Raw genomic sequence first — 19694 nt, forward strand, 5'->3', positions numbered from 1 at the left:
TTCACATAAAAAGCATCGAAAATTGATTCAAAAGAATCTCAACCTGCTTAAATAACAAAAATTAACACCACTTAAGTTATTTTTTGTGATGCTTGCCTGATATTTCACCGCCACAAGCCTCTACTATCGGCTCATCAGTCGTTATCGAGGAATCACGAGATGAACACTTCCTATCATGTCGCCGTCATCGGCCTTGGCGCCATGGGCATGGGCGCCGCCCGCTCCTGCCTGCGGGCCGGACTCACCACCTACGGCATAGATCTCAGCGAGCAGGCCCGCAGCCAGCTGCAACAGGCCGGTGCCGCCGCCGTCATGGCCGATGCCCGCCCCCTGGCCGAGACCCTGGACGCCGTGCTGCTGCTGGTGGTCAACGCCACCCAGGTGCGCCGCATCCTGCTCGGCGAAGAGGGGTTGGCCCGCCACCTCAAACCGGGCACCGCCATCATGGTCTCCTCCACCATAGCGGCCGAGGAGGCGAGTTCCCTGGCCGCCGAGCTGGCACAGCTCGGGCTGCCGATGCTGGATGCCCCTGTCTCCGGTGGCGCCATCAAGGCCGATGCAGGCGAGATGACTGTGATGGCCGCAGGCGCAGACGCCGCCTTCGACAAGCTGGCCCCTGTGCTGGATGCGGTGGCCGGCAAGCTGTATCGGGTCGGCAGCGAGCCGGGCCAGGGCAGCACCGTCAAGATCATCCACCAGCTGCTGGCCGGGGTGCATATCGCCGTCGCCGCCGAGGCCATGGCGCTCGCCAGCAAGGCCGGCGTGCCGCTGGATCTCATGTATGACGTGGTCACCCATGCCGCCGGCAACTCCTGGATGTTTGAGAACCGCATGCCCCGGGTACTGACCGGCGACTACCAGGCCCGCTCCGCGGTGGACATCTTCGTCAAGGATCTCACCCTGGTGGCGGACACCGCCAAGGCGCTGCGCTTCCCGCTGCCGCTCGCGAGCACCGCCCTCAACATGTTCCTCAGCGCCAGCAACGCGGGGCACGGCCAGGAAGATGACTGCGCCGTCATCAAGACGTTCTCCGGCATCACCCTACCGGGTCAGGAGGAGCGGCCATGAAACTCGGTGTCATCGCAGACGACTTCACCGGCGCCACCGATATCGCCGGCTTCCTGGTGGAGAACGGCCTCTCCACCCTGCAACTCTCCGGCGTGCCGCAGCACGACGGCGATCTGCCCCAGGTCGACGCCGTGGTGATCAGTCTCAAGAGCCGCTCCTGCCCGGCGGGCGAAGCGGTGCGCGACTCCCTGGCGGCCCTGGCCTGGTTCCAGGCCCGCGGCTGCCCGCGCATCTACCAGAAGTACTGCTCCACCTTCGACAGCACGGCGGCAGGCAACATAGGGCCGGTGACCGACGCCCTGCTGGCGGCGCTTGGCCAGGACTTCACCCTGATCTGCCCGGCCCTGCCGGTCAACGGTCGCACCGTCTATCAGGGCAACCTCTTCGTGGGTGCCCTGCCGCTCGCCGAGTCCGGCATGCGCCACCACCCCATCACCCCCATGCAGGACAGCAACCTGCTCAGGCTGATGGAGGGGCAGGCCCAAGGCCGCGCCGGTCTGGTGCCGTTTGCCACCATAAACAAGGGGGCCGCCGCCATTGCAGGGGCCTTTGAGCAGCTGGCAGAGGACGGTGTGCGCTACGCCGTGGTCGACACCCTGACCGAGCAGCACCTGCTGGACATCGCCACCGCCGCCCTCCACCTGCCCCTGGTGACCGGCGGCTCCGGCCTCGCCATCGGTCTGGCCCGCCAGCTTGGGAGCGGTGATCTGCAGGGTGCCCGCGAGGCGGGTTGGCCCAGAGGCTCGCGCGCCGTGGTGCTGTCGGGCTCCTGCTCCGAGATGACCAACCGCCAGGTGGCCCGCTATCGCCAGCACGCCCCTGCGCTTGCGCTGGACGTGGCACGCTGCCTCGAGGATGCCGACTACCCGGCCGAGCTGGCCCAGTGGGTACTGGCCCAGCCCCTGGCCCCGGCGCCGCTGGTGTACGCCACCACCAGCCCGAGGGAGCTGGCCCGCATTCAGGAGAGCCACGGCCAGCAGGCGGCCAGCGACGCCGTGGAGCACTGCTTTGCCCGCCTCGCCCAACTGCTGCAAGGCGCCGGTGTGGACGGCTTCATCATCGCCGGCGGCGAGACCTCCAGCCGGATCACCCAGGCCCTCGGGGTCAAGGCGTTCCACATAGGCCCGCAAATCGCCCCCGGTGTGCCCTGGGTGCGGGCCATAGACGCCCCCCTCTCCCTGGCGCTCAAGTCGGGGAACTTCGGGGATGAGGATTTCTTCGACAAGGCTCAGGAGTATTTCCATGACTGAACAGGCATTGCGCGACACCATGGTGATGCTGGGGGCGTCCCTCTTCCAGCGTGGCTATGCCACCGGGGGCGCCGGCAACCTCTCGGCCCTGCTGCCGGATGGCACCCTGATCGCCACCCCCACCGGCTCCTGCCTGGGGCGTCTGAGCGCCGACAGGCTCTCTCATGTCAACCTGCAGGGGGAGCACCTGGGGGGGGATCGCCCCTCCAAGGAGGTGGCCTTCCACCTCGCCATCTACCACAACAATCCAAACTGCCGGGCCGTGGTGCACCTGCACTGCACCCACCTGACCGCCCTCTCCTGCCTGGAGGGGCTGGATCCGGCCAACGTCATCCGCCCCTTCACCCCCTACTACGTGATGCGGGTCGGCCAGTTGCCGCTCATCCCCTACTACAAGCCGGGGGATGCCCGCATCGCCGAGGAGCTGGGGCGCCGCGCCCCCGAGGGCAACGCCTTCCTGCTGGCCAACCACGGCCCCGTGGTGACGGGCAAGGATCTGGTGGATGCGGTCAACAACATGGAGGAGCTGGAGGAGACGGCGCGCCTGGCGCTGATGCTCCATGGCCAGTCCATCCGCTACCTGAGCGAACCCGAAATTGATGAATTGAGGAGGATGAAACCATGAGCCAACTCTGGTCCGCCCTTCTAACCCGATACAAGCACAACGCATTGAGGAGCATCACGCCATGAGCAAGTTTGCCGCCAATCTCACCATGCTGTTTACCGAGCTGCCGTTCCTGGAGCGCTTCGCCGCCGCCCGCGAGGCAGGCTTCGCCGCGGTGGAGTTCCTCTTCCCCTACGAGTGGCCGGCCGCCGAGCTGGGCCGCCGCTTGCGCGAGCAGGGGCTCTCCCAGGCCCTGTTCAACATGCCGCCGGGCAACTGGGGGGCGGGGGAGCGCGGCATGGCCGCCATCCCGGGGCGGGAAGCAGAGTTTCGCGCCCACCTGCCATGCGTGCGGGACTACGCCCTGGCGCTCGGCTGCACCAAGGTGCACGCCATGAGCGGCATAGTGGACCCCGCTTGCAGCCTCTCGGCCCACCGCCAGACCCTGGTCGATAACATCCGCTTCGCCGCCGATTTTCTGGCAGCGGACGGTATCCGAGTATTGCTGGAGCCCCTCAACGATAGAGATGTGCCCGGCTATTTTCTGGCCCATCAGCTCGACGCCCTGGCTCTGGTGCAGGAGATAGACAGGCCCAACGTGGGGGTGCAGCTCGATCTCTACCACGCCCAGATCATGGACGGGGATCTCACCCGCCTCATCGGCAAGCTGGGCCAGGCCATAAGCCACGTCCAGATAGCCTCGGTGCCGGATCGCCACGAGCCGGACGAGGGGGAGCTTGCCTATCCCCACCTGTTCAAGGTGTTGGCGCAGGCGGGCTACCACGACTGGATAGGCTGCGAATACAACCCCAGAGCCGGTACCCGGGAAGGGCTGGGCTGGCTCACACAACAATAACAACGACGACACCCTACACACATGAACGAGTCTGAGGATAACGAGATGCAGATCATCATCACCGGTGGCGGTGGCTTCCTGGGCCAGAAACTGGCCCGGGCCCTGCTGCAAGGCCCCCAACCCTTCACCGAGCTGCTGCTGGTGGACATACAGCAGCCGCAGGCCCCCATGGCGGACCCCAGGGTACGTTGCCTCCAGGCCGACCTCACCGAGGCCGGGGTCGCCGAGTCCCTGATCACAGAGCGGACCGCCGTGGTCTACCACCTGGCGGCCATCGTCAGCAGCCATGCGGAGCAGGACTTCGATCTCGGCTGGAAGGTCAACCTGGACACCACCCGCACCCTGCTGGAGGCCTGCCGCCACACCAGACCCGGCATCCGTTTCATCCTCACCAGCTCGCTGGCGGTCTACGGCGGCTCACTGCCCGCCCTGGTGGACGACGGCACTGCGCTGACCCCGACCTCCTCCTATGGCGCCCAGAAGGCCATGGGGGAGCTCTTGGTCAACGACTACAGCCGCAAGGGTTATGTGGATGGCCTGGTGCTGCGCCTGCCCACCATCTGCGTACGGCCGGGCAAACCGAACCGGGCGGCCTCGTCGTTCGTCAGCAGCATCATCCGCGAGCCGCTGCAGGGTGAGAGCGCCATCTGCCCGGTGAGCCCGGATCTGCGCCTCTGGCTCTCGAGCCCCGCCACAGTGGTCGCGAACTTCCTGCTGGCCGCCAGGCTACCCGCCACCGGCGACTGGCGCAGCGTCAACCTGCCCGGCATCAGCGTCACCGTCGGCGAGATGCTGGAGACCCTCGCCAAGGCCGGTGGTCAGGAGGCCCGGGATCGGGTGCAGTTTGCCGCCGATCCGGCCGTCGAGCGCATAGTCGCGAGCTGGCCGGGGCGCATCGACAACCAGCGCGCCTGCGCCCTCGGCTTCGTGGCAGACAGGACCTTTGCCGACATCATCGACAGTTTCATCACCCATGACATGCAGGAGGCATCATGAGCGACATCCCTACCCCCATCATCGGCCTGGTCATCGCCGTCTTCGTACTGGTATTCCTGGTGGTCCGCACCCGGGTGCACGCCCTGATCGCCATGCTGGCGGCGGCCTGCATCGCCGGCATCACTGGCGGCATGACCATAGACAAGACCCTCACCGTCATCACCCAGGGCTTTGGCTCCACCCTCGGCAGCATCGGCATCGTCATCGGCCTCGGGGTCATGATGGGCCGCCTGCTGGAGGTGTCGGGGGCCGCAGAGCAGATCGCCTACAGCTTCATCAAGTGGCTCGGCAAGCGCCGTGAAGAGTGGGCCCTGGCCATCACCGGCTACATCGTCAGCATCCCCATCTTCGTGGATTCCGCCTTCGTCATCCTCTATCCGGTGGCCAAGGCGCTGGCAAAAAGCGGCAAGCGCTCCATCCTGACCCTGGGGGTCGCCCTGGCGGGAGGCCTGGTGGTGACCCACCACACGGTGCCGCCGACCCCGGGGCCCCTCGGCGTCGCCGGTCTGTTTGGCGTGGACATAGGCGCCATGCTGCTGATGGGCATGGCCCTGGCCATCCCCTGCGTGCTCGGCATCGTCTTCTACGCCCAGTGGCTCGACAAGAAGTACCCCGAGTTCGGCGCCAAGGCCGCCCAGACCCCGGATGAGCTGCAGTCCACCTACGAGCAGTACATCAAGGAGAAGGAGGGCAAGAGTCTGCCGAGCCTGACCCTGTCGCTGCTGCCGATCCTGGTGCCCATAGTGCTGATCTTCGTCAAGGCCATCTTCACCACCCTCGCCACCCTGGAGGGCATGGGCGGCCTGATGGAGAACCCCCTGGTGCAGGGCGTCAACTTCATCGGCACCCCCATCATAGCGCTCGCCATCAGCGTGCTGCTGGCGGTCTATACGCTGGTGCCGCACATGGACAGACAGGCCACCGCCGCCCGGCTAGAAGAGGGGCTGCAATCGGCCGGCATCATACTGCTGGTGACAGGGGCTGGCGGCGCTCTGGGTGCCGTGCTCCGTGACAGCGGCGCGGGCCAGCAGCTCGCCGAGCAGATAGCCCAGCTGCCCATCTCCCCCATACTGATCCCCTTCATAGTGGCGACCCTGGTGCGCCTCATCCAGGGCTCAGGCACTGTGGCCATGGTGACGGCGGCCTCCATCTCCGCCCCCATACTGGCGCAGATCCCCGGGGTCAACATGTTGCTGGCCGCCCAGGCTGCCACCATGGGGTCGCTGTTCTTCGGCTACTTCAACGACAGCCTGTTCTGGGTGGTCAACCGCATGATGGGGATCTCGGACGTCAAGCAGCAGATGATCGTCTGGTCCATCCCCACCACCATAGCCTGGGCCATAGGCGGCACCGGCGTCGCCCTGCTGAACCTGGTGTTCGGCTCCGGCGGCACCTGGTTCGACCCCGTCCTGCCGCTGCTGGTGCTGGCGCTCATCGTCTGGTACGTCAGGGGCCAGTCCCTGACCCCGGCGGCCAGCGTAGTGCCGAGCCGGGAGTCATAACGGCGGCACGGCAACGCTGTGTGACCAGGGCCAGTCTGCTAGACTGGCCCTCTTTTTTTATTCATCTTGCAAAGGAGTGTTGGATGTCTGCTTCTTCCTGGTGGGACAAGTCCACCGGTTTTGCGCTGCTCACCATCTTGCTGTGGGCCTCGCTCGCGGCCCTCACCTCCCGGATCACCAGCGTCTCGCCCCTGGTGCTGGTAGGGCTGGTGCTCTTCTTCTGCGGCGCGGGCACACTGCCGTTCTGGCGCCAGTGGCGGGCGAGGCCCGTCACCTGGCTGGTGACCATCACAGCCCTCTTGCTCTATCACCTGCTGCTGTTCATGAGCTTTCGCCACGCCCCCGTGCTGGAGGCGAACCTCATCAACTACCTCTGGCCCCTGTGCATCATCTTGTTCACCCCATTGCTGCTGCCGGGCCACCCCTTGCGCCTGCACCACCTGCTGGCCGGGGCCCTGGGCCTCGCCGGCTCGGTGCTGGTGATGGTGGACGGCAGTCTGCAACTGCAGCAGGCCCATCTGCCGGGCTACCTGCTGGCGCTCGGCGCCGCCATCGTCTGGGGCGCCTATTCAGTGCTCTCCCGCCGCCTGCCCCCCGCCCCCGCCGTGGTCACGGCGGCCGCCTGCCTGCCCGCGGGGCTCCTGGCCCTGCTGCTCGCCTGGGGGCTGGAGGGGCCGCTGCCCCTCGCCCGTATCCCCCAGGGGGACTGGCTGCTCATCGCCGGGCTGGCCCTCGGTCCCATGGGGGCCGCCTTCGTCACCTGGTATCTGGCGCTGCGGGACGGGGATCCGCGCCGCATCGGGGCGCTCGCCTACCTCACCCCCTTGCTGAGCACCCTGCTGCTGGTCTGGCTCAACGGTGAGCAGCTCACCCCGCGCCACCTGCTGGCGGGGGCCCTCATCATGGGTGGTGCCCTGCTCGGTTTGCTGGTGAAGACGCCTGGGGGCCGCAAAGCGGCGCAACCGCTGTCATAAAAACGCCATCTCCCCTGCTTAAGCTCACGCCCATTGCGTGCTTCAAGCAGGACTCAGATGTGAAAATTGCCCATTATGCCTCCCTCTCCTCCCTGGTACTGCTGCTGGTGGCCGGCGTTCAGGCCGCCGCCCTGTTTCACGGCTGGCAGCAGTTCAATCGGGCCGAACAGGCCCAGCGCCAGCAGGAGCGCCTGCAACAACAACTGAGCGGCCCCCTGCAGGGGGCCCTTCGCGACTACCTTGGCAGCGGCGATCCCCTGCGCCTGGCCGAGGCCCAGGGTGTGCGCCAGCAGGCGCTCGCGCTGCTGGCGCAGCTGGACGGGCAGCAAGCCGGTCCGCTGCACGCCCGGCTCGAGCAGATGGGAGCGCGCATCGAGGGGGACTACCTGGCGGCGGGCAAGCTCTCCGGCAACAGCCAGTGGCTGCTGCAAAACGCCGAGAACGAACTGACCACCCAGGCCCGGGCGCTGCTGCGTTACGGCCAGCAGGGGGCAGATCAGGATCCGGCCAGCGCCGAGGCCTATCGCCAGGGGGCAGCCGACATACTGGCGACCCTGCCTGCCCTCGCCCACCAGCGCCAGAACTACATGGAGCAGGCCAGCGCCAAGCGCCTCGAAGGATTGCAGTTCGAACTCGCCGCCCTGCAAAAACAGGCGGACGCGCTGGCGGCCCTGCCGAGTCTGAACCTCTTCGAGGAGGCCGCCGCCGATGAGTTCACCCTGGGAGAGCCGGTGCGCAAGGAGCTGGGGGAGCAGCCCAAAGCAGAGCTGGTCTCCTTGCTCAAACGCTATCCCCAGGAGCTCGAGAACAGCAGCAAGGCGCTGCAACAGCAGCAGCTGGCGCGCCAGATGGTGCAGCAGGACATCACGCAGCTGCTGCAGGCCGGTGAGCAGCTGGGGGAGCGGCTCGCCGCCGCCCGCCAGACCATGAACCGGGAGCTCGCCACCATACTCGGCTCCCTGGCGCTCTGCCTGGTGGTGGTCGCCCTGCTGTTTGCCCTGGTGCAGCGCCGCTGGCTGGTCAGGCCCCTACTGCGACTGCGGGCGGCCTTCCTGCAGCTCGATGCCACAGGGCAGGCGCAGTTGCTGGCAACGGGGCGCGAGCGCAACGAGCTGGCCGACATAGTCGCGAGCTACAACCGCCTGATCCAGCGCCTGCAGCAGGATCAGCAGCAGAAGGCGGGCCAGCTCTCCAGCGTCTCCTCCAGCCTGCAGGAGATGGTGGAGCAGGTGCAGGAGATCCATCACAGCACCCGTACCACAGAGCAGGCGGTGGATGAGAGCGACACCATGATGCAGGAGCTCAATCAGCTCGCCAGCGAGGTGCACCAGGTCGCCGCCGAGATAGCGGAGCACGCCCAGCACAACGAGCACTCCATGAGCCAGAGCGAGCTGCTGGTGGGGGGTATGCTGGCGGCCACCGCCCAGACCGGCCTCGCCATCGACGAGAGCAGCGGCGCCCTGGCCCAGCTGACCCGCTCGGTGGAGGATGTGACCGCCATCGTCGATGTCATCGGCCACATCTCCCAGCAGACCAACCTGCTGGCGCTCAACGCCGCCATCGAGGCGGCCCGTGCCGGTGAGCAGGGACGCGGCTTCGCGGTCGTGGCCGACGAGGTGCGCCACCTCTCCGCCGACACCCAGCGCTCCCTCGGCCAGATCACCGAGATCCTGGCCAGCCTCACCCAGGCGGGGGATCAGCTCGCCACAGTGCTGACCCGCATCACGACAGAAGCCGCCGGGCAGCGCCAGCAGGCGGAGCAGTTGCGCCAGACCACCCAGACGGTGCGGGAGATGGCGCGCAGCACCGCCGTCATCGCCCTGCAGGGGGCCGACAACGCCAGGAGCCAGGAGCACAGGCTGGCCAGCTTCGCCGCCCTCATCGGCCGCATCAGCCAGCACGCCCGCCAGGGCAGCCGCCTCTCGGTACAGGTGTCGGAGCACATCCACCACCAGGCCCAGCAGATCCCCCGGATCCTGAGCCAGGCCTGAGTCACCCGCCCCTCATCAGGCCCGGCGCCCTGTGCACGCCGGGCCAACCCCTTCATATGCCCTCATTCAAGTCCGCCCCCGCGCTGCCCTGCCGGATGCAGTGGCCCCCTGCCGGGGAGTCGGCTCGACGCCGCCCGGCCAGGGGGCGCCGCACCGGCAGGGCGGATATCTTTTTTTGTGACACAAAATTATATGTTGCCGTCGGGTTAACAAAGAAAGTTCTGCTTCCGCGCCAAGATCCCCCCAGCTAAACGGAAAAAACCACCTGAAAACGCTCTCATTACCGACATGAGCGGGCTGAGAGTGCCCACATCAAGAATCATGATTATTTGCACTCGGTCATATTTTTGAAACTTGGCGGGAACTTCCGGTTGATATTTCGCACCGCGAACGTACTCTTGGTGGTGTCAGATCGCCAAGGATCGAGACCTAAAAAATAATGACTGTAAAGATGCAGATTGCCCTTCAGTGATGCGCCAAGGCGTCCGGGCAGACGGGCACAACACAGAACAGTTTCTTTTTGCCCTGCGGGGTGTTGATTGCAATGCCAATACCGAGCGGCGGGCCTCTGCCTGACTGCCGGAAAAAAAAAGCTAAGTCCATAAAATCAGGAGCAATAACAAATGGAAAAAGTGATCTTCAAGCGCGCCTCTTTGAGTGCCGCCGTGGTTGCGGCGCTGCTCGCCCCCGGCATGGCATCCGCGGCTCAAGACATGATGAGCCCGGAATATGGCAAGTCCTATGAAGCCTTCATCGACGAAGGCAAGCTGACAGGCGGCCTGTTCTACTTCCAGCGTGAGCGTGATCGCGTCCAGGCCGGTCCGGGTCAGGATGGCAAGTACCACTCCAACCTGAGCCATGCCACCACCCAGGCAGCCCTGAACTACAACTCCGGTTATGCCTGGGGCATGGTCGGGCTGGATGTCGGCGGCTTTGGCGCCTATGACCTGGCCGTTGACGAGAGCAATGGGGTCAACGAAGAGAACGAATTCTCCTTCTGGGGCGACCAGTGGGGTTCAGGTGGTGACGGTGTTCCCGAGAATGGCTTCAGCCTCTCCACCGCCGCCCTGAAGCTCAAGTTCGGTGACTCTGTCACCGCCAAGGGTGGTTACACCCAGCTGTATGTACCCGGCATCATAGGCGTCAACTGGTCCTATCAACCCGGTACCTACCGTGGTGGCCAGATCGAGGGCAACTTCGGTGGCCTCTACCTGACCTACGCCATCGCCGATGAGTACAAGGCGCCCTGGTTCAAGAACACCGCCGGCTTCTCCAAGAGCAGCCCCTATGCCAGCGATCCCTTCACCGATGCGAACAAGATCGACTACATCCACGGTCTGGCCGCCCGTTACACCTTCGAAGATGGCACCGCCATCACAGGTGGCTTCGGTCAGGCCGAAGGCTACATGGACAGCTACCACTTCAAGCTGGCTCACAAGTTTGACGTGCTGGGTGGCCTGAACACCAGCTACCAGTTCTACGGTTCCGACACCGAGAACGAAGACTATGACGGTCTGGCATGGCAACAAGCCCTGACCGCAAGCTGGGCAGCCGGTCCCTACTCCTTCCGCCTGGAAGGTATGTACACCAAGGCCGAAGGGGATCTGGGCAACTACCTGCCCCGTCTGACCCGTGGCTACGGCAACTCCCAGGGTGCGAACGAGATCTGGTGGGATTCCCGCTCAGACTGGAACCACAACGAAGAGAAGGCCGTCTTCTTCGGTACCACTCGTACCCTGGATGATCTGGTCGGTGCTCCGGGCTGGGCCGCGGGTGTCTCCGGTGCCTACGGTTGGGATGCCAACAATGGCGACGGCACCCTGGAGCCGGGCAAAGAGTGGGCCGTCAACTTCGACGTCATGTACACGGTGCAAGATGGCAAGCTGAAGGGCACTCTGTTCAAGCTGCACTACACCGATTACAACAACGAGCAGGACGACAAGGGCAGCTGGTACTACCCGAACATGTTCAGCTCCGAGCATGACGTCAAGTTCCACATCATCATGCCGTTCACCATCATGTAATCAGGCATCTGTTCTGACCGAAAACCGGGCCACGTGGCCCGGTTTTGTTTTTGGTGGCGCTCGGGCTACCATGCCCACTTCGGCCCTATGCTGGCCGCCAATCAGGATGATCTTCATGCCCCACCCCTTCGTGCTTATCACCGGCTGCTCCAGCGGCATCGGCCTCGCCGCCGCCAATGCGCTCGGCGCCCACGGCTTCACCGTGATCGCCTCCGCCCGCAAGGTCGAGGATGTCGCCCAGTTGCAACAGCAGGGTCTCTTGGCTGTGCAGCTGGATCTGGCAGACACCGCCAGCATAGAGCGGGGAGCGGCAGAGGCGCTGGCGCTGGCCGGGGGACGCCTGTTCGGGCTCTTCAACAACGGCGCCTACGGCCAACCCGGCGCGCTGGAAGACTTGCCGACGGAGGCGCTCAAGGCGCAGTTCAACACCAATCTGTTTGGCTGGCACCATCTCATTCGTCAGGTGCTGCCGGCCATGCTGGCCGTGGGCGAGGGGCGGATAGTGCAGAACAGCTCAGTGCTTGGCCTGGTGGCCATGAAGTATCGCGGCGCCTACAACGCCAGCAAGTTCGCACTGGAAGGCTACACCGACACCCTGCGCCTCGAGCTCGAGGGCAGCGGCGTGCACATCAGCCTGATAGAGCCAGGCCCCATCGACACCCGGTTTCGCGCCAATGCCCGTGACGCCTTCGTGCGCCACATAGATCCGGCCCAGAGCCGCCATCAGGGGGCCTATCGCCAGACCCTGACCCGGCTGGAGAAAGAGGGGTCCACCAGCGGCTTCACCCTGCCGAGCGAGGCCTGCATACCGCCGCTGCTGCACGCGCTGCAGAGCAAGCGTCCCAAGCACCGCTACCCTGTCACCCTGCCCACCAGGCTGTTCAGCATATTGCGCCGCCTGTTGCCGAGCCGCTGGCTTGACCGGATCCTCGGCAAGTCGGTGTGATCCACGGCGGTGACTGATCCCCGCCCGAGCGCCAGCATCTGATCAATAGTGCTGGCCCTTGCTGTCGTACCGGGATTTGACTGTCTGGACAGCACCTCTGTCCGCAGTGACATCCGCTCAATAGTGCTGGCCGTTGCTGTAGTAGGCGCTCTTGACGATGGGCAACACCTGCACCACCACATAGGTCTGCTCCCCCAGCACCGCCTTGAGGTGGCGGGTGATGAGGGCGGCGGCGGCATCCTGCACCTCCTGCGGGCGCTCGAACCAGACCAGCTCCACGAAGGCGAATCCGGCTTCTCGCTCGCCATTTCTCACCTGGATGCTGTCGATGCACTCCAGGGTGACGAACTCCGGCTTGCCGCCAGTCAGGGCACAGAGATCCGCCAGCAGGGGCGTGCTTATCTGCTGCAGGGTGTCGACAGAAACTGCCCGAAAGCGAAGGTGGGGCATGGGAAACCTCTTGGCTGTGACAAATGAGGACTTATCATAGAGCACTCATCCCGCTCACATAAGGTGCCTCATGAGATTCCATCGCACGCTGCTTCCCTTACTGCTTTGGCTGCTGCTGCCGCTGAACGCCTTTGCCGATCCGGCCTTCTATCGCATCAGCAAGGGCAATGAGCAGCACTGGTTGCTGGGGTCCATCCACGCGGGCAAGCCCTCCCTCTATCCCCTGCCGGATCCCGTCGAGCGCGCCTGGCAGCAGAGTCGCGCCCTGGTGATGGAGGTCGACATGACCCACATCAGCCAGGCGCAGTGGCAGGAGATGGGGGCCATCACCCGGCTGGTGGATGGCAAGACCCTCAAGGATCACCTGCCCATGGATCTCTACCGGCGCACCCTGATCGCCGCCGGCCAGAACGGCCTGACCGAGGCCATGCTGGCACCGCTGCGCCCCTGGTTTGCCGCCATCACCCTGACCCAGGCGGCGCTGGAGCGCACCGGCTATCGCGGTGAATTCGGGGTGGATCAGCACTTCGCCAAGCGGGCAAACGACGGCGGCAAACCCATAGTCGGGCTGGAAACCCTGCTGGAGCAGCTCGGCTATCTGGCGAGCGTCGGTGACAACCAGACCCTGATGCTGGAGAGCACCCTGGATGAGCTGCCTGAGCTCGAGAAGGGGTTCGCCGAGGTCATGGCGGCCTGGCAGAACGGGGATCAGGCCACCCTGATCAACCTGCTCAAAGAGGAGATGGCGCCGCCCAAGCTGCAAGCCTGGTTGGAGCAGACTCTGCTGGCGGAACGCAACCGCAACTGGGTCAAGAAGTGGCCCGGCCTGCCAAACGAGAGCTTTATCGTGGTAGGGGCCCTGCACCTTTACGGCGAGCAAGGCCTGCTCGCGCTGCTGGAGCAACAAGGCTGGCGCATCACGCCGCTCACCGAGCCCGCAGCGGCAAACTAAGGCCGCCAGACCGGCGCCCTGCCGCCGTGCGGGGCGCCGGGTGCGAGGCCGCTCACAGAATGGGTTGCCGATTAAATAACCACGAAGGGACTTGATCGAGATCATCTCCTCCCACCCAAAGAGGTATCTATCATGCCTGTCATCGCGCAATGACAGGAGTGGACGAGATGGAATTCTGGATGAACCTGATGTTCGGCAACAGCGTGGGGCTGATGTCCATGCTGGTGATTATCGGCACCTTCCTGCTGATCAGCGCCTATGCGGTCTATTTCATCTACAAGGTGATGCACGCCGAGCCGCCGAAAGAGGGTCAATAACCCGACGGCGACACCAGGTGCGGGCCCCTGAGCCCGCCGCGCCCCCGCCATTCTAAGCACAGGCCAGGCCCGCTATAATGCCCCCTCATTCTCATGCGGGGAGCCTGCCGTGTCTCATAACGACGAACTCTCACTGTTCCTGCAGGAAGTGGCCGACGTGCGGCCGCTGCGCAGCGACCACATAGCCCCCGGCGCGGGCAACAGCCTGCCGACCGAGGCGCAACTTGCGCGCCGGGAGGCCGCCACCGCCGAACGGCTCACCCTGGATCACCTCAGCATGGAGGCTGTCCCCATGCTGGATCCCCACGACATCGTCGGCTTCAAGCGCGACGGCGTGCAGGAGGGGGTCTACAAGAAGCTGCGGCTCGGCAAGTACGAGCTGCAAGGCTCCCTCGACCTGCACCACAAGACCATCAAGGAGGCACGAACCGCCCTGGTGCAGTTCATTGGGGACTGCGAGGTGCGGGATATCCGCTGCCTGCTGATCCTGCACGGCAAGGGGGAGCGCAGCACCCCGCGCGCCCTGCTCAAGAGCCATGTCAGTGCCTGGTTGCCGCAACTGCCTGCGGTGATGGCCATCCACAGTGCCGAGCGTCGCCACGGCGGCAGCGGCGCCCTCTATGTGCTGCTGCGAAAGAGCGAGCGCAAGAAGGCCGAGAACCGCGAACGTCACCAGAAGCGCCTCGGCTGACCGCCTGAGGGTGGCCCTCGCCCGCGGCACAGTGCTAGCATCGGGCTGCCCCGATCATGCCAGGTACGGGGTGCATACCATCAGGGACGATAACAAGGACAATCCCATGTCATACCAGAAACTCGAACAACATCAGCAACAACTGCACCGCCTCTCCCACCTGTCCGCCATCTGCGGCTGGGATCAGGCCGCCATGATGCCGGAGGGGGGCAACGAGGCCCGCGCCGAGGCGATGGCGGAGCTCGGCGTGCTGATCCACGGCAAGCGCACCGCCCCCGAGCTGGGCGACTGGATTGCCAAGGCCGAGAGCGAACCGCTGGACGCGATCCAGCGCGCCAACCTCGCGGAGATCAAGCGCCACTGGCAGGATGCGAGCCTGCTGCCAAGCGAGCTGGTGGAGGCGCTCTCCTTGGCCGGCAGCAAGTGCGAGCACGCCTGGCGCCGCCAGCGCAAGGAGAACGACTGGGCAGGCTTTGCCCCTAACCTCGAGGAGGTGGTGCGCCTGTCGCGGGAGGTGGCTAGCTTGCGCGCCGAGGCGCTCGGGGTGCGCCCCTATGACGCCATGCTGGCGCTGTACGAGCCCGGCATGACGAGCGAGAGACTGGACCAGATCTTCGGCGATCTGACGAGCTGGCTGCCCGGCCTCATCCAGCAGGTGAGCGAGCAGCAAAAACGCGACACCATTTTGATCCCGCAGGGCCCTTTCCAGATCGCGACCCAGCAGGCGCTCGGCCAGGAGGTAATGGGGCTGCTCGGCTTTGATTTTGCCCACGGCCGGCTCGACGTGAGCAGCCACCCGTTCTGCGGCGGCGTGCCGACGGACGTGCGCATCACCACGCGCTACAACGAGGACGAATTCGTCTCCAGCCTGATGGGCATAGTCCACGAGACGGGCCACGCACGCTACGAGCAGGGGCTGCCGCGCCATCTGCTTGGTCAGCCGGTCGCCGAGGCGCGATCCATGGGCATTCACGAGAGCCAGAGCCTGTTCTGCGAGATGCAGCTCGGCCATGCGCCCGCGTTCCTTTCGCTGCTAGCGCCACGCATCCGCGCGCACTTCGGCGAGCAGGCCGCACTCGCACCGGCGAACCTCGAGAAGCTGTACAACAGGGTCGAGCCCGGCTTCATCCGCGTCGATGCGGACGAGGTGACCTACCCGGCGCACGTCATACTGCGCTACGAGCTTGAGCGCGATCTCATCGAGGGGCGCATCGAGGTCGCGGACATACCGACGCTGTGGGACGGCAAGATGCAGCAGTGGCTCGGGCTCTCCACCCAGGGCAACTACCAGAATGGCTGCATGCAGGACATTCACTGGACGGACGGCTCGTTTGGCTACTTCCCGAGTTACACGCTCGGCGCCATGTACGCGGCGCAGCTGCGCTTCGCACTGGAGCGAGAACTCGGCGACATGGGCCAGCTCATCGAAGCGGGCCGCCTGCCGGAGATTTTTGGCTGGCTCGGCCGCCACATCTGGTCCCAGGGCAGCCTGCACGGCACGGACGAGCTCATTCGCCGCGCGACCGGCGAGGCGCTCAATCCGCAGTGGCTGCGCAAGCACCTGGAACAACGCTACCTGAAATAGGCGCCTTCCCCGGGGCGCGGCCCAGCGCTGCGCCCTCTCATCCCCTCCCCGAGCGCCCGACTTTTTTTGCTATCTCTGTCCGTTTTTGGCTAGTCACTCCCCTTGCACCCGCTTAGTCTCTGGGACATGCACACCCTCAGCCGAGTCATGTCATGAACACAGCGCCCCCCGTTTCATCGCCCCAGGACGAGATCATCCCCGGCCTCACCCGCGAGCAGTGCCATGCCGCGCGGCTCGCACGAGACGCGCGTTTCGACGGCCGCTTCTTCACCGGCGTGCTGTCCACCGGCATCTATTGCCGCCCCATCTGCCCTGCGCGGGCGCCGCACGAGCACAACGTGCAATATTTTCGCTTCGCGGCGGCGGCGGAGCAGCACGGGCTGCGCCCCTGCCTGCGCTGCCGCCCCGAGCTGGCACCGCCCCAGAGCGGGGATCTGCCGCCCCTGGTCGCCCAGGTGCTGGCACGCATAGAGCGCGGTGAACTCGGGGAAAGCAGCCTGGGCGCGCTCGCGGCGCAGGCCGGGATCACTGAGCGCACGCTGCGGCGCCAGTTCGAGCAACACCTCGGCGCCTCGCCAAAGCAGGTGGAGCAGACGCGCCGCCTGCTGCTCGCAAAACGGCTGCTGACGGAGACACATCTGCCCATCACGGACGTCGCGTTCGCGTCTGGCTTTGCGAGCATTCGCCGCTTCAACGACGCCTGGCAACAGGCCTACGGGCTGACGCCGGGCGCCTTGCGCAAACGGGAGGGCGCTGCGCCAGCCGAGACGCCGCAGACGAGCCTGCAACTGCACCTGCAATATCGCCCGCCATTCGATGCCCAAGCCATGCTCGCGTTCTACCGGCTGCGCGCCATTCCGGGGCTGGAGCGGGTGGATGAGCACGGTTACGAGCGCCGCCACAGGGTCGGCGAGCAGGAGGGGCTAGTTCGCATCGTGCCCCTCGAGGGGGACAGGCTCAGGCTGACGGTGCAGGATCTGCCGCCGAGTGCGCTGCCGGACATACTGTATCGCGTGCGCCGCATGTGGGATCTGGACGCGGACATGGGGCGCATCGGCGAGCTGCTCGGGCAGGATCCGCTGCTGGCGCGGATACAGGGGTGCTGGCCCGGGGTGCGGCTGCCTGGGGGCTGGGACGAATACGAGGTGATGTTGCGCGCCATCGTCGGCCAGCAGGTGTCGGTCAAGGGCGCCATCACCATCATGGGGCGCCTGGTGGCGCGCACCCTGGCGCAGTTCGGGGTGGCACAACTGCCCACGCCTGCCCAGCTGTGCGAGCTGGATCTGGACGGCATCGGCATGCCGGGCAGCCGCATCCGCACGCTGCAGGGGCTGGCCTCGGCGCTCGCGAGCGGCGCCCTCACCCTGGGCAGCGCGAGTGACGAACAACTGCTCGCGCTGCCGGGCATAGGTCCCTGGACTGTCGCTTACTGGCGGCTGCGCTGCGGGCTGGACACGGACGCCTTCCCCGCCTCGGATCTCGTGCTGCAAAAGGCGCTCGGGGGCGGCACCAAGCTGCCGGTGAAGGAGGTGGAGGCGCGAAGCGCCCCATGGCAGCCGTGGCGCGCCTACGCCGCAAGCTGGCTGTGGCACGCCATGAGCGAGCAGCCCGCGCTGCTGACAGACCCGGCCCGGGAGCACCCAGACAACGACCCCAAGGAGACAACCCCATGATCCGCTACGATATTATGCCCACCCGCTGCGGCGATCTGCTGGTCGCCATCGATGAGCGCGGTCTGGTGCACGTGGACTTTGTGGCAGGGCTGCGGCCACTGCCCGACATGAGCGACTGGCGGCAGGACGGCGAGGCGCTCGCCCCCTTCCTCACCGAGTTTCGAGACTACTTCGCGGGCCGGTTGCAGCGCTTCACTCTGCCGCTCGCGGCGCGGGGCACGGCGTTTCAGCAAGCGGTGTGGCAGGCGCTGTGCGACATCCCCTATGGCGAGACCCGCAGCTACGGCGACATAGCCCGCGCCATCGGCAAGCCGAGTGCGAGCCGCGCCGTCGGGGCCGCGAACGGCCGCAACCCGCTGTCGATCATAGTGCCCTGCCATAGAGTGATAGGCCAAAGCGGCAGTCTGACCGGCTATGCGGGGGGCCTGCCCATCAAGCAGGCATTGCTGAAACTCGAGGGCATCACCACCTAAAGCGCCACATCGGCCAGGCACCGCGGGCAGGCGGCCCAGACCCTATGCTTGGAGAGGCGAGACCCTGACGGCCTCGCCCCATTGAACGGGTTGTTCAACTCGCAAAGGAGAGAGCAGATGAAATTCATGTATGCCGTCGTCCTCTCGCTGTCGGCGCTGCTGCTGGTCGCCGTCCCCGCCCAGGCCGAGTCGACAATGGTGATGACCAAGGCCGATCTCAAGTGGAAGGACATGGGCAACGGCATCGCCGCAGCACCGGTCTCCGGTGACATGGCCAAAGGGGGGAGCCGGTTCTTCCTGAAATACCCGGCGGGGCTGGTGACGCCGAATCATCATCACGACGCGGATCACTATGTGACCCTGGTGTCGGGTGCCGTCACCCTGACGGTCGCAGGCAAGGAGTACCCCCTCGGCCCCGGCGATTACTTCGCCCTGACCGACAAGCAGCCCCATGTGGCCAAGGTGGAAGGCAGCGAGGAGGCGGTCTTCTTTATCCAGGCCGATGGCCCCTGGAACGTGGTGATGGAGAAATAAGCGGTGTGATCCCGTGCGGGGCCCCGTGGCCCCGCTTCAGGAGAAAGGACGACCCAGCCGGCTCAAACCTGGCCCCCTGGCCAGCATGGCCGCCAGGAGAAGGTCAAGGGCCTGAGGAGACGCCGTTGGCAGACATGGCCCCTGAGGGGGCTGGCGGCCCTAGCGCCCCTTGCTCAAGGCCGCTTTCAGGGCCGGATTGAAGACCCGCTTGATGGAACCGGGATTGGCCGCCAGCTTGGCCGCCGGGCGGCGCGGGCGCCTGACCAGCTCGCCGCCGCAGTTGGGGCAGATCAGGTGCAGATACTGATCGTTGCACTGGGCGCAGAAGGTGCACTCGAAGGAGCAGATATAGGCGACCGCAGTGTCGGCGGGCAGATCCTGGTCACAGCATTCACAGTTGGGTCTGAGCTCAAGCATGGGCAAGATCCTGGAAGATAAGGGGAAACAGGAAAAGGCGCGGCTCAATCGACGATAAAGAGCCGGGCGCCCTGTTCTGTGTAGGATCTATGGGGCTCGGCATTGTCCGCCACCTGATAGCTCATACCCGCGGTCAGGGTGAAGACGCGGCCATCCTGCAGCTCGGTGTGCAGCTCCCCCTCGATGCAGAACAGGACGTGGCCCTTGCTGCACCAGTGATCCGCCAGATAGCCGGGGGAATACTCCACCATCCGCACCCGAAGATCCCCAAACTGCTGGGTGTGCCAGCGGGCGACGCCGCGTTCCCCCTTGTGCTCGGTCGGCGCTATGTCGGCCCAACGGGTCGTGCAAAATGGCAACTCATTGATGTTCATGACAGATCCTTTGTCAG

General features: G+C 65.6%; 20 protein-coding genes. 17 read left to right on the forward strand and 3 right to left on the reverse strand.

The window, feature by feature from the left end:
- Window positions 1-159: 159 nt before the first annotated feature.
- The 10 genes from ltnD (at window position 160) to OC537_RS11730 (ending at window position 12211) form a co-directional block, all read left to right on the forward strand.
- Window positions 160-1068 carry an L-threonate dehydrogenase gene (gene ltnD / locus OC537_RS11685; RefSeq protein WP_262111421.1) on the forward strand — a complete coding sequence of 303 codons (909 nt, stop codon included), beginning with the start codon at window positions 160-162 and terminating at the stop codon, window positions 1066-1068.
- Window positions 1065-2318 carry a 3-oxo-tetronate kinase gene (otnK, locus tag OC537_RS11690; RefSeq protein ID WP_262111423.1) on the forward strand — a complete coding sequence of 418 codons (1254 nt, stop codon included), beginning with the start codon at window positions 1065-1067 and terminating at the stop codon, window positions 2316-2318. Before ltnD ends, otnK begins: the two co-directional genes overlap by 4 nt.
- Window positions 2311-2943, forward strand: a complete 633-nt coding sequence (locus tag OC537_RS11695; protein ID WP_111909869.1) for an aldolase — start codon at window positions 2311-2313, stop codon at window positions 2941-2943. Before otnK ends, OC537_RS11695 begins: the two co-directional genes overlap by 8 nt.
- Before the next feature lie 61 nt (window positions 2944-3004).
- On the forward strand, window positions 3005-3778 hold the full coding sequence (gene otnI / locus OC537_RS11700; protein WP_262111426.1) for a 2-oxo-tetronate isomerase: 774 nt from the start codon (window positions 3005-3007) through the stop codon (window positions 3776-3778).
- A 45-nt stretch (window positions 3779-3823) separates the two neighbouring features.
- A complete protein-coding gene (gene denD / locus OC537_RS11705) occupies window positions 3824-4774 on the forward strand; it encodes a D-erythronate dehydrogenase (RefSeq protein WP_262111427.1) in 951 nt (316 codons plus the stop codon).
- Window positions 4771-6276: a GntP family permease gene (locus OC537_RS11710; protein WP_106886001.1), complete on the forward strand. Its 1506-nt coding sequence runs from the start codon at window positions 4771-4773 to the stop codon at window positions 6274-6276. The genes denD and OC537_RS11710 overlap by 4 nt, the downstream gene beginning before the upstream one ends.
- A gap of 83 nt (window positions 6277-6359) precedes the next feature.
- The gene (locus OC537_RS11715; protein WP_234570823.1) at window positions 6360-7250 is read left to right on the forward strand and encodes a DMT family transporter; all 891 of its coding nucleotides are present in this window, start codon (window positions 6360-6362) and stop codon (window positions 7248-7250) included.
- Window positions 7251-7309: 59 nt separating this feature from the next.
- Window positions 7310-9241, forward strand: coding sequence for a methyl-accepting chemotaxis protein (locus tag OC537_RS11720; RefSeq protein ID WP_262111432.1), 1932 nt, complete (start codon window positions 7310-7312; stop codon window positions 9239-9241).
- A 623-nt stretch (window positions 9242-9864) separates the two neighbouring features.
- On the forward strand, window positions 9865-11265 hold the full coding sequence (locus OC537_RS11725; RefSeq protein WP_106885999.1) for an OprD family outer membrane porin: 1401 nt from the start codon (window positions 9865-9867) through the stop codon (window positions 11263-11265).
- A gap of 115 nt (window positions 11266-11380) precedes the next feature.
- Complete coding sequence (locus tag OC537_RS11730) at window positions 11381-12211, forward strand: SDR family oxidoreductase (RefSeq protein WP_262111434.1); 831 nt, start codon at window positions 11381-11383, stop codon at window positions 12209-12211.
- A gap of 117 nt (window positions 12212-12328) precedes the next feature.
- Here OC537_RS11730 and OC537_RS11735 read toward each other — a convergent pair whose 3' ends face one another.
- Window positions 12329-12661 (reverse strand): DUF1904 domain-containing protein, encoded by a 333-nt coding sequence (locus OC537_RS11735; protein WP_262111435.1) that lies wholly within the window; start codon window positions 12659-12661, stop codon window positions 12329-12331.
- 70 nt (window positions 12662-12731) lie between these two features.
- Here OC537_RS11735 and OC537_RS11740 point away from each other — a divergent pair, with 70 nt between their 5' ends.
- The 7 genes from OC537_RS11740 to OC537_RS11770 all read left to right on the forward strand — a co-directional run bounded on the left by OC537_RS11740 (window position 12732) and on the right by OC537_RS11770 (window position 18886).
- Window positions 12732-13613, forward strand: coding sequence for a TraB/GumN family protein (locus tag OC537_RS11740; protein WP_262111437.1), 882 nt, complete (start codon window positions 12732-12734; stop codon window positions 13611-13613).
- Between the two features lie 167 nt (window positions 13614-13780).
- Window positions 13781-13930: a DUF3149 domain-containing protein gene (locus OC537_RS11745; RefSeq protein ID WP_081805766.1), complete on the forward strand. Its 150-nt coding sequence runs from the start codon at window positions 13781-13783 to the stop codon at window positions 13928-13930.
- Between the two features lie 109 nt (window positions 13931-14039).
- A complete protein-coding gene (gene smrA / locus OC537_RS11750) occupies window positions 14040-14621 on the forward strand; it encodes a DNA endonuclease SmrA (RefSeq protein WP_262111442.1) in 582 nt (193 codons plus the stop codon).
- A 106-nt stretch (window positions 14622-14727) separates the two neighbouring features.
- Window positions 14728-16206, forward strand: a complete 1479-nt coding sequence (locus OC537_RS11755; protein ID WP_262111444.1) for a carboxypeptidase M32 — start codon at window positions 14728-14730, stop codon at window positions 16204-16206.
- Window positions 16207-16358: 152 nt separating this feature from the next.
- Window positions 16359-17879: a DNA-3-methyladenine glycosylase 2 gene (locus OC537_RS11760; RefSeq protein ID WP_262111446.1), complete on the forward strand. Its 1521-nt coding sequence runs from the start codon at window positions 16359-16361 to the stop codon at window positions 17877-17879.
- Window positions 17876-18352: a methylated-DNA--[protein]-cysteine S-methyltransferase gene (locus OC537_RS11765; protein ID WP_262111448.1), complete on the forward strand. Its 477-nt coding sequence runs from the start codon at window positions 17876-17878 to the stop codon at window positions 18350-18352. The genes OC537_RS11760 and OC537_RS11765 overlap by 4 nt, the downstream gene beginning before the upstream one ends.
- A gap of 117 nt (window positions 18353-18469) precedes the next feature.
- Complete coding sequence (locus tag OC537_RS11770; RefSeq protein ID WP_262111450.1) at window positions 18470-18886, forward strand: cupin domain-containing protein; 417 nt, start codon at window positions 18470-18472, stop codon at window positions 18884-18886.
- A 159-nt stretch (window positions 18887-19045) separates the two neighbouring features.
- On the opposite strand, the gene OC537_RS11775 is transcribed toward OC537_RS11770, so the two are convergent.
- Window positions 19046-19303 carry a DUF1272 domain-containing protein gene (locus OC537_RS11775; protein ID WP_262111452.1) on the reverse strand — a complete coding sequence of 86 codons (258 nt, stop codon included), beginning with the start codon at window positions 19301-19303 and terminating at the stop codon, window positions 19046-19048.
- A gap of 44 nt (window positions 19304-19347) precedes the next feature.
- A complete protein-coding gene (locus tag OC537_RS11780) occupies window positions 19348-19677 on the reverse strand; it encodes a DHCW motif cupin fold protein (protein WP_234676906.1) in 330 nt (109 codons plus the stop codon).
- Window positions 19678-19694 lie beyond the last annotated feature (17 nt).

The organism is Aeromonas sp. Marseille-Q5825, from assembly GCF_946892685.1.
Classification (GTDB): Bacteria; Pseudomonadota; Gammaproteobacteria; order Enterobacterales; family Aeromonadaceae; genus Aeromonas; species Aeromonas rivipollensis.

What these genes read in the sequence shown, in the direction of transcription:
- ltnD (WP_262111421.1), top strand. Translation starts at nt 160, where the DNA reads ATGAACACTTCCTATCATGTCGCCGTCATCGGCCTTGGCGCCATGGGC.
- otnK (WP_262111423.1), top strand. Translation starts at nt 1,065, where the DNA reads ATGAAACTCGGTGTCATCGCAGACGACTTCACCGGCGCCACCGATATC.
- OC537_RS11695 (WP_111909869.1), top strand. Translation starts at nt 2,311, where the DNA reads ATGACTGAACAGGCATTGCGCGACACCATGGTGATGCTGGGGGCGTCC.
- otnI (WP_262111426.1), top strand. Translation starts at nt 3,005, where the DNA reads ATGAGCAAGTTTGCCGCCAATCTCACCATGCTGTTTACCGAGCTGCCG.
- denD (WP_262111427.1), top strand. Translation starts at nt 3,824, where the DNA reads ATGCAGATCATCATCACCGGTGGCGGTGGCTTCCTGGGCCAGAAACTG.
- OC537_RS11710 (WP_106886001.1), top strand. Translation starts at nt 4,771, where the DNA reads ATGAGCGACATCCCTACCCCCATCATCGGCCTGGTCATCGCCGTCTTC.
- OC537_RS11715 (WP_234570823.1), top strand. Translation starts at nt 6,360, where the DNA reads ATGTCTGCTTCTTCCTGGTGGGACAAGTCCACCGGTTTTGCGCTGCTC.
- OC537_RS11725 (WP_106885999.1), top strand. Translation starts at nt 9,865, where the DNA reads ATGGAAAAAGTGATCTTCAAGCGCGCCTCTTTGAGTGCCGCCGTGGTT.
- OC537_RS11730 (WP_262111434.1), top strand. Translation starts at nt 11,381, where the DNA reads ATGCCCCACCCCTTCGTGCTTATCACCGGCTGCTCCAGCGGCATCGGC.
- OC537_RS11735 (WP_262111435.1), bottom strand. Translation starts at nt 12,661, where the DNA reads ATGCCCCACCTTCGCTTTCGGGCAGTTTCTGTCGACACCCTGCAGCAG.
- OC537_RS11740 (WP_262111437.1), top strand. Translation starts at nt 12,732, where the DNA reads ATGAGATTCCATCGCACGCTGCTTCCCTTACTGCTTTGGCTGCTGCTG.
- OC537_RS11745 (WP_081805766.1), top strand. Translation starts at nt 13,781, where the DNA reads ATGGAATTCTGGATGAACCTGATGTTCGGCAACAGCGTGGGGCTGATG.
- OC537_RS11755 (WP_262111444.1), top strand. Translation starts at nt 14,728, where the DNA reads ATGTCATACCAGAAACTCGAACAACATCAGCAACAACTGCACCGCCTC.
- OC537_RS11760 (WP_262111446.1), top strand. Translation starts at nt 16,359, where the DNA reads ATGAACACAGCGCCCCCCGTTTCATCGCCCCAGGACGAGATCATCCCC.
- OC537_RS11765 (WP_262111448.1), top strand. Translation starts at nt 17,876, where the DNA reads ATGATCCGCTACGATATTATGCCCACCCGCTGCGGCGATCTGCTGGTC.
- OC537_RS11770 (WP_262111450.1), top strand. Translation starts at nt 18,470, where the DNA reads ATGAAATTCATGTATGCCGTCGTCCTCTCGCTGTCGGCGCTGCTGCTG.
- OC537_RS11775 (WP_262111452.1), bottom strand. Translation starts at nt 19,303, where the DNA reads ATGCTTGAGCTCAGACCCAACTGTGAATGCTGTGACCAGGATCTGCCC.
- OC537_RS11780 (WP_234676906.1), bottom strand. Translation starts at nt 19,677, where the DNA reads ATGAACATCAATGAGTTGCCATTTTGCACGACCCGTTGGGCCGACATA.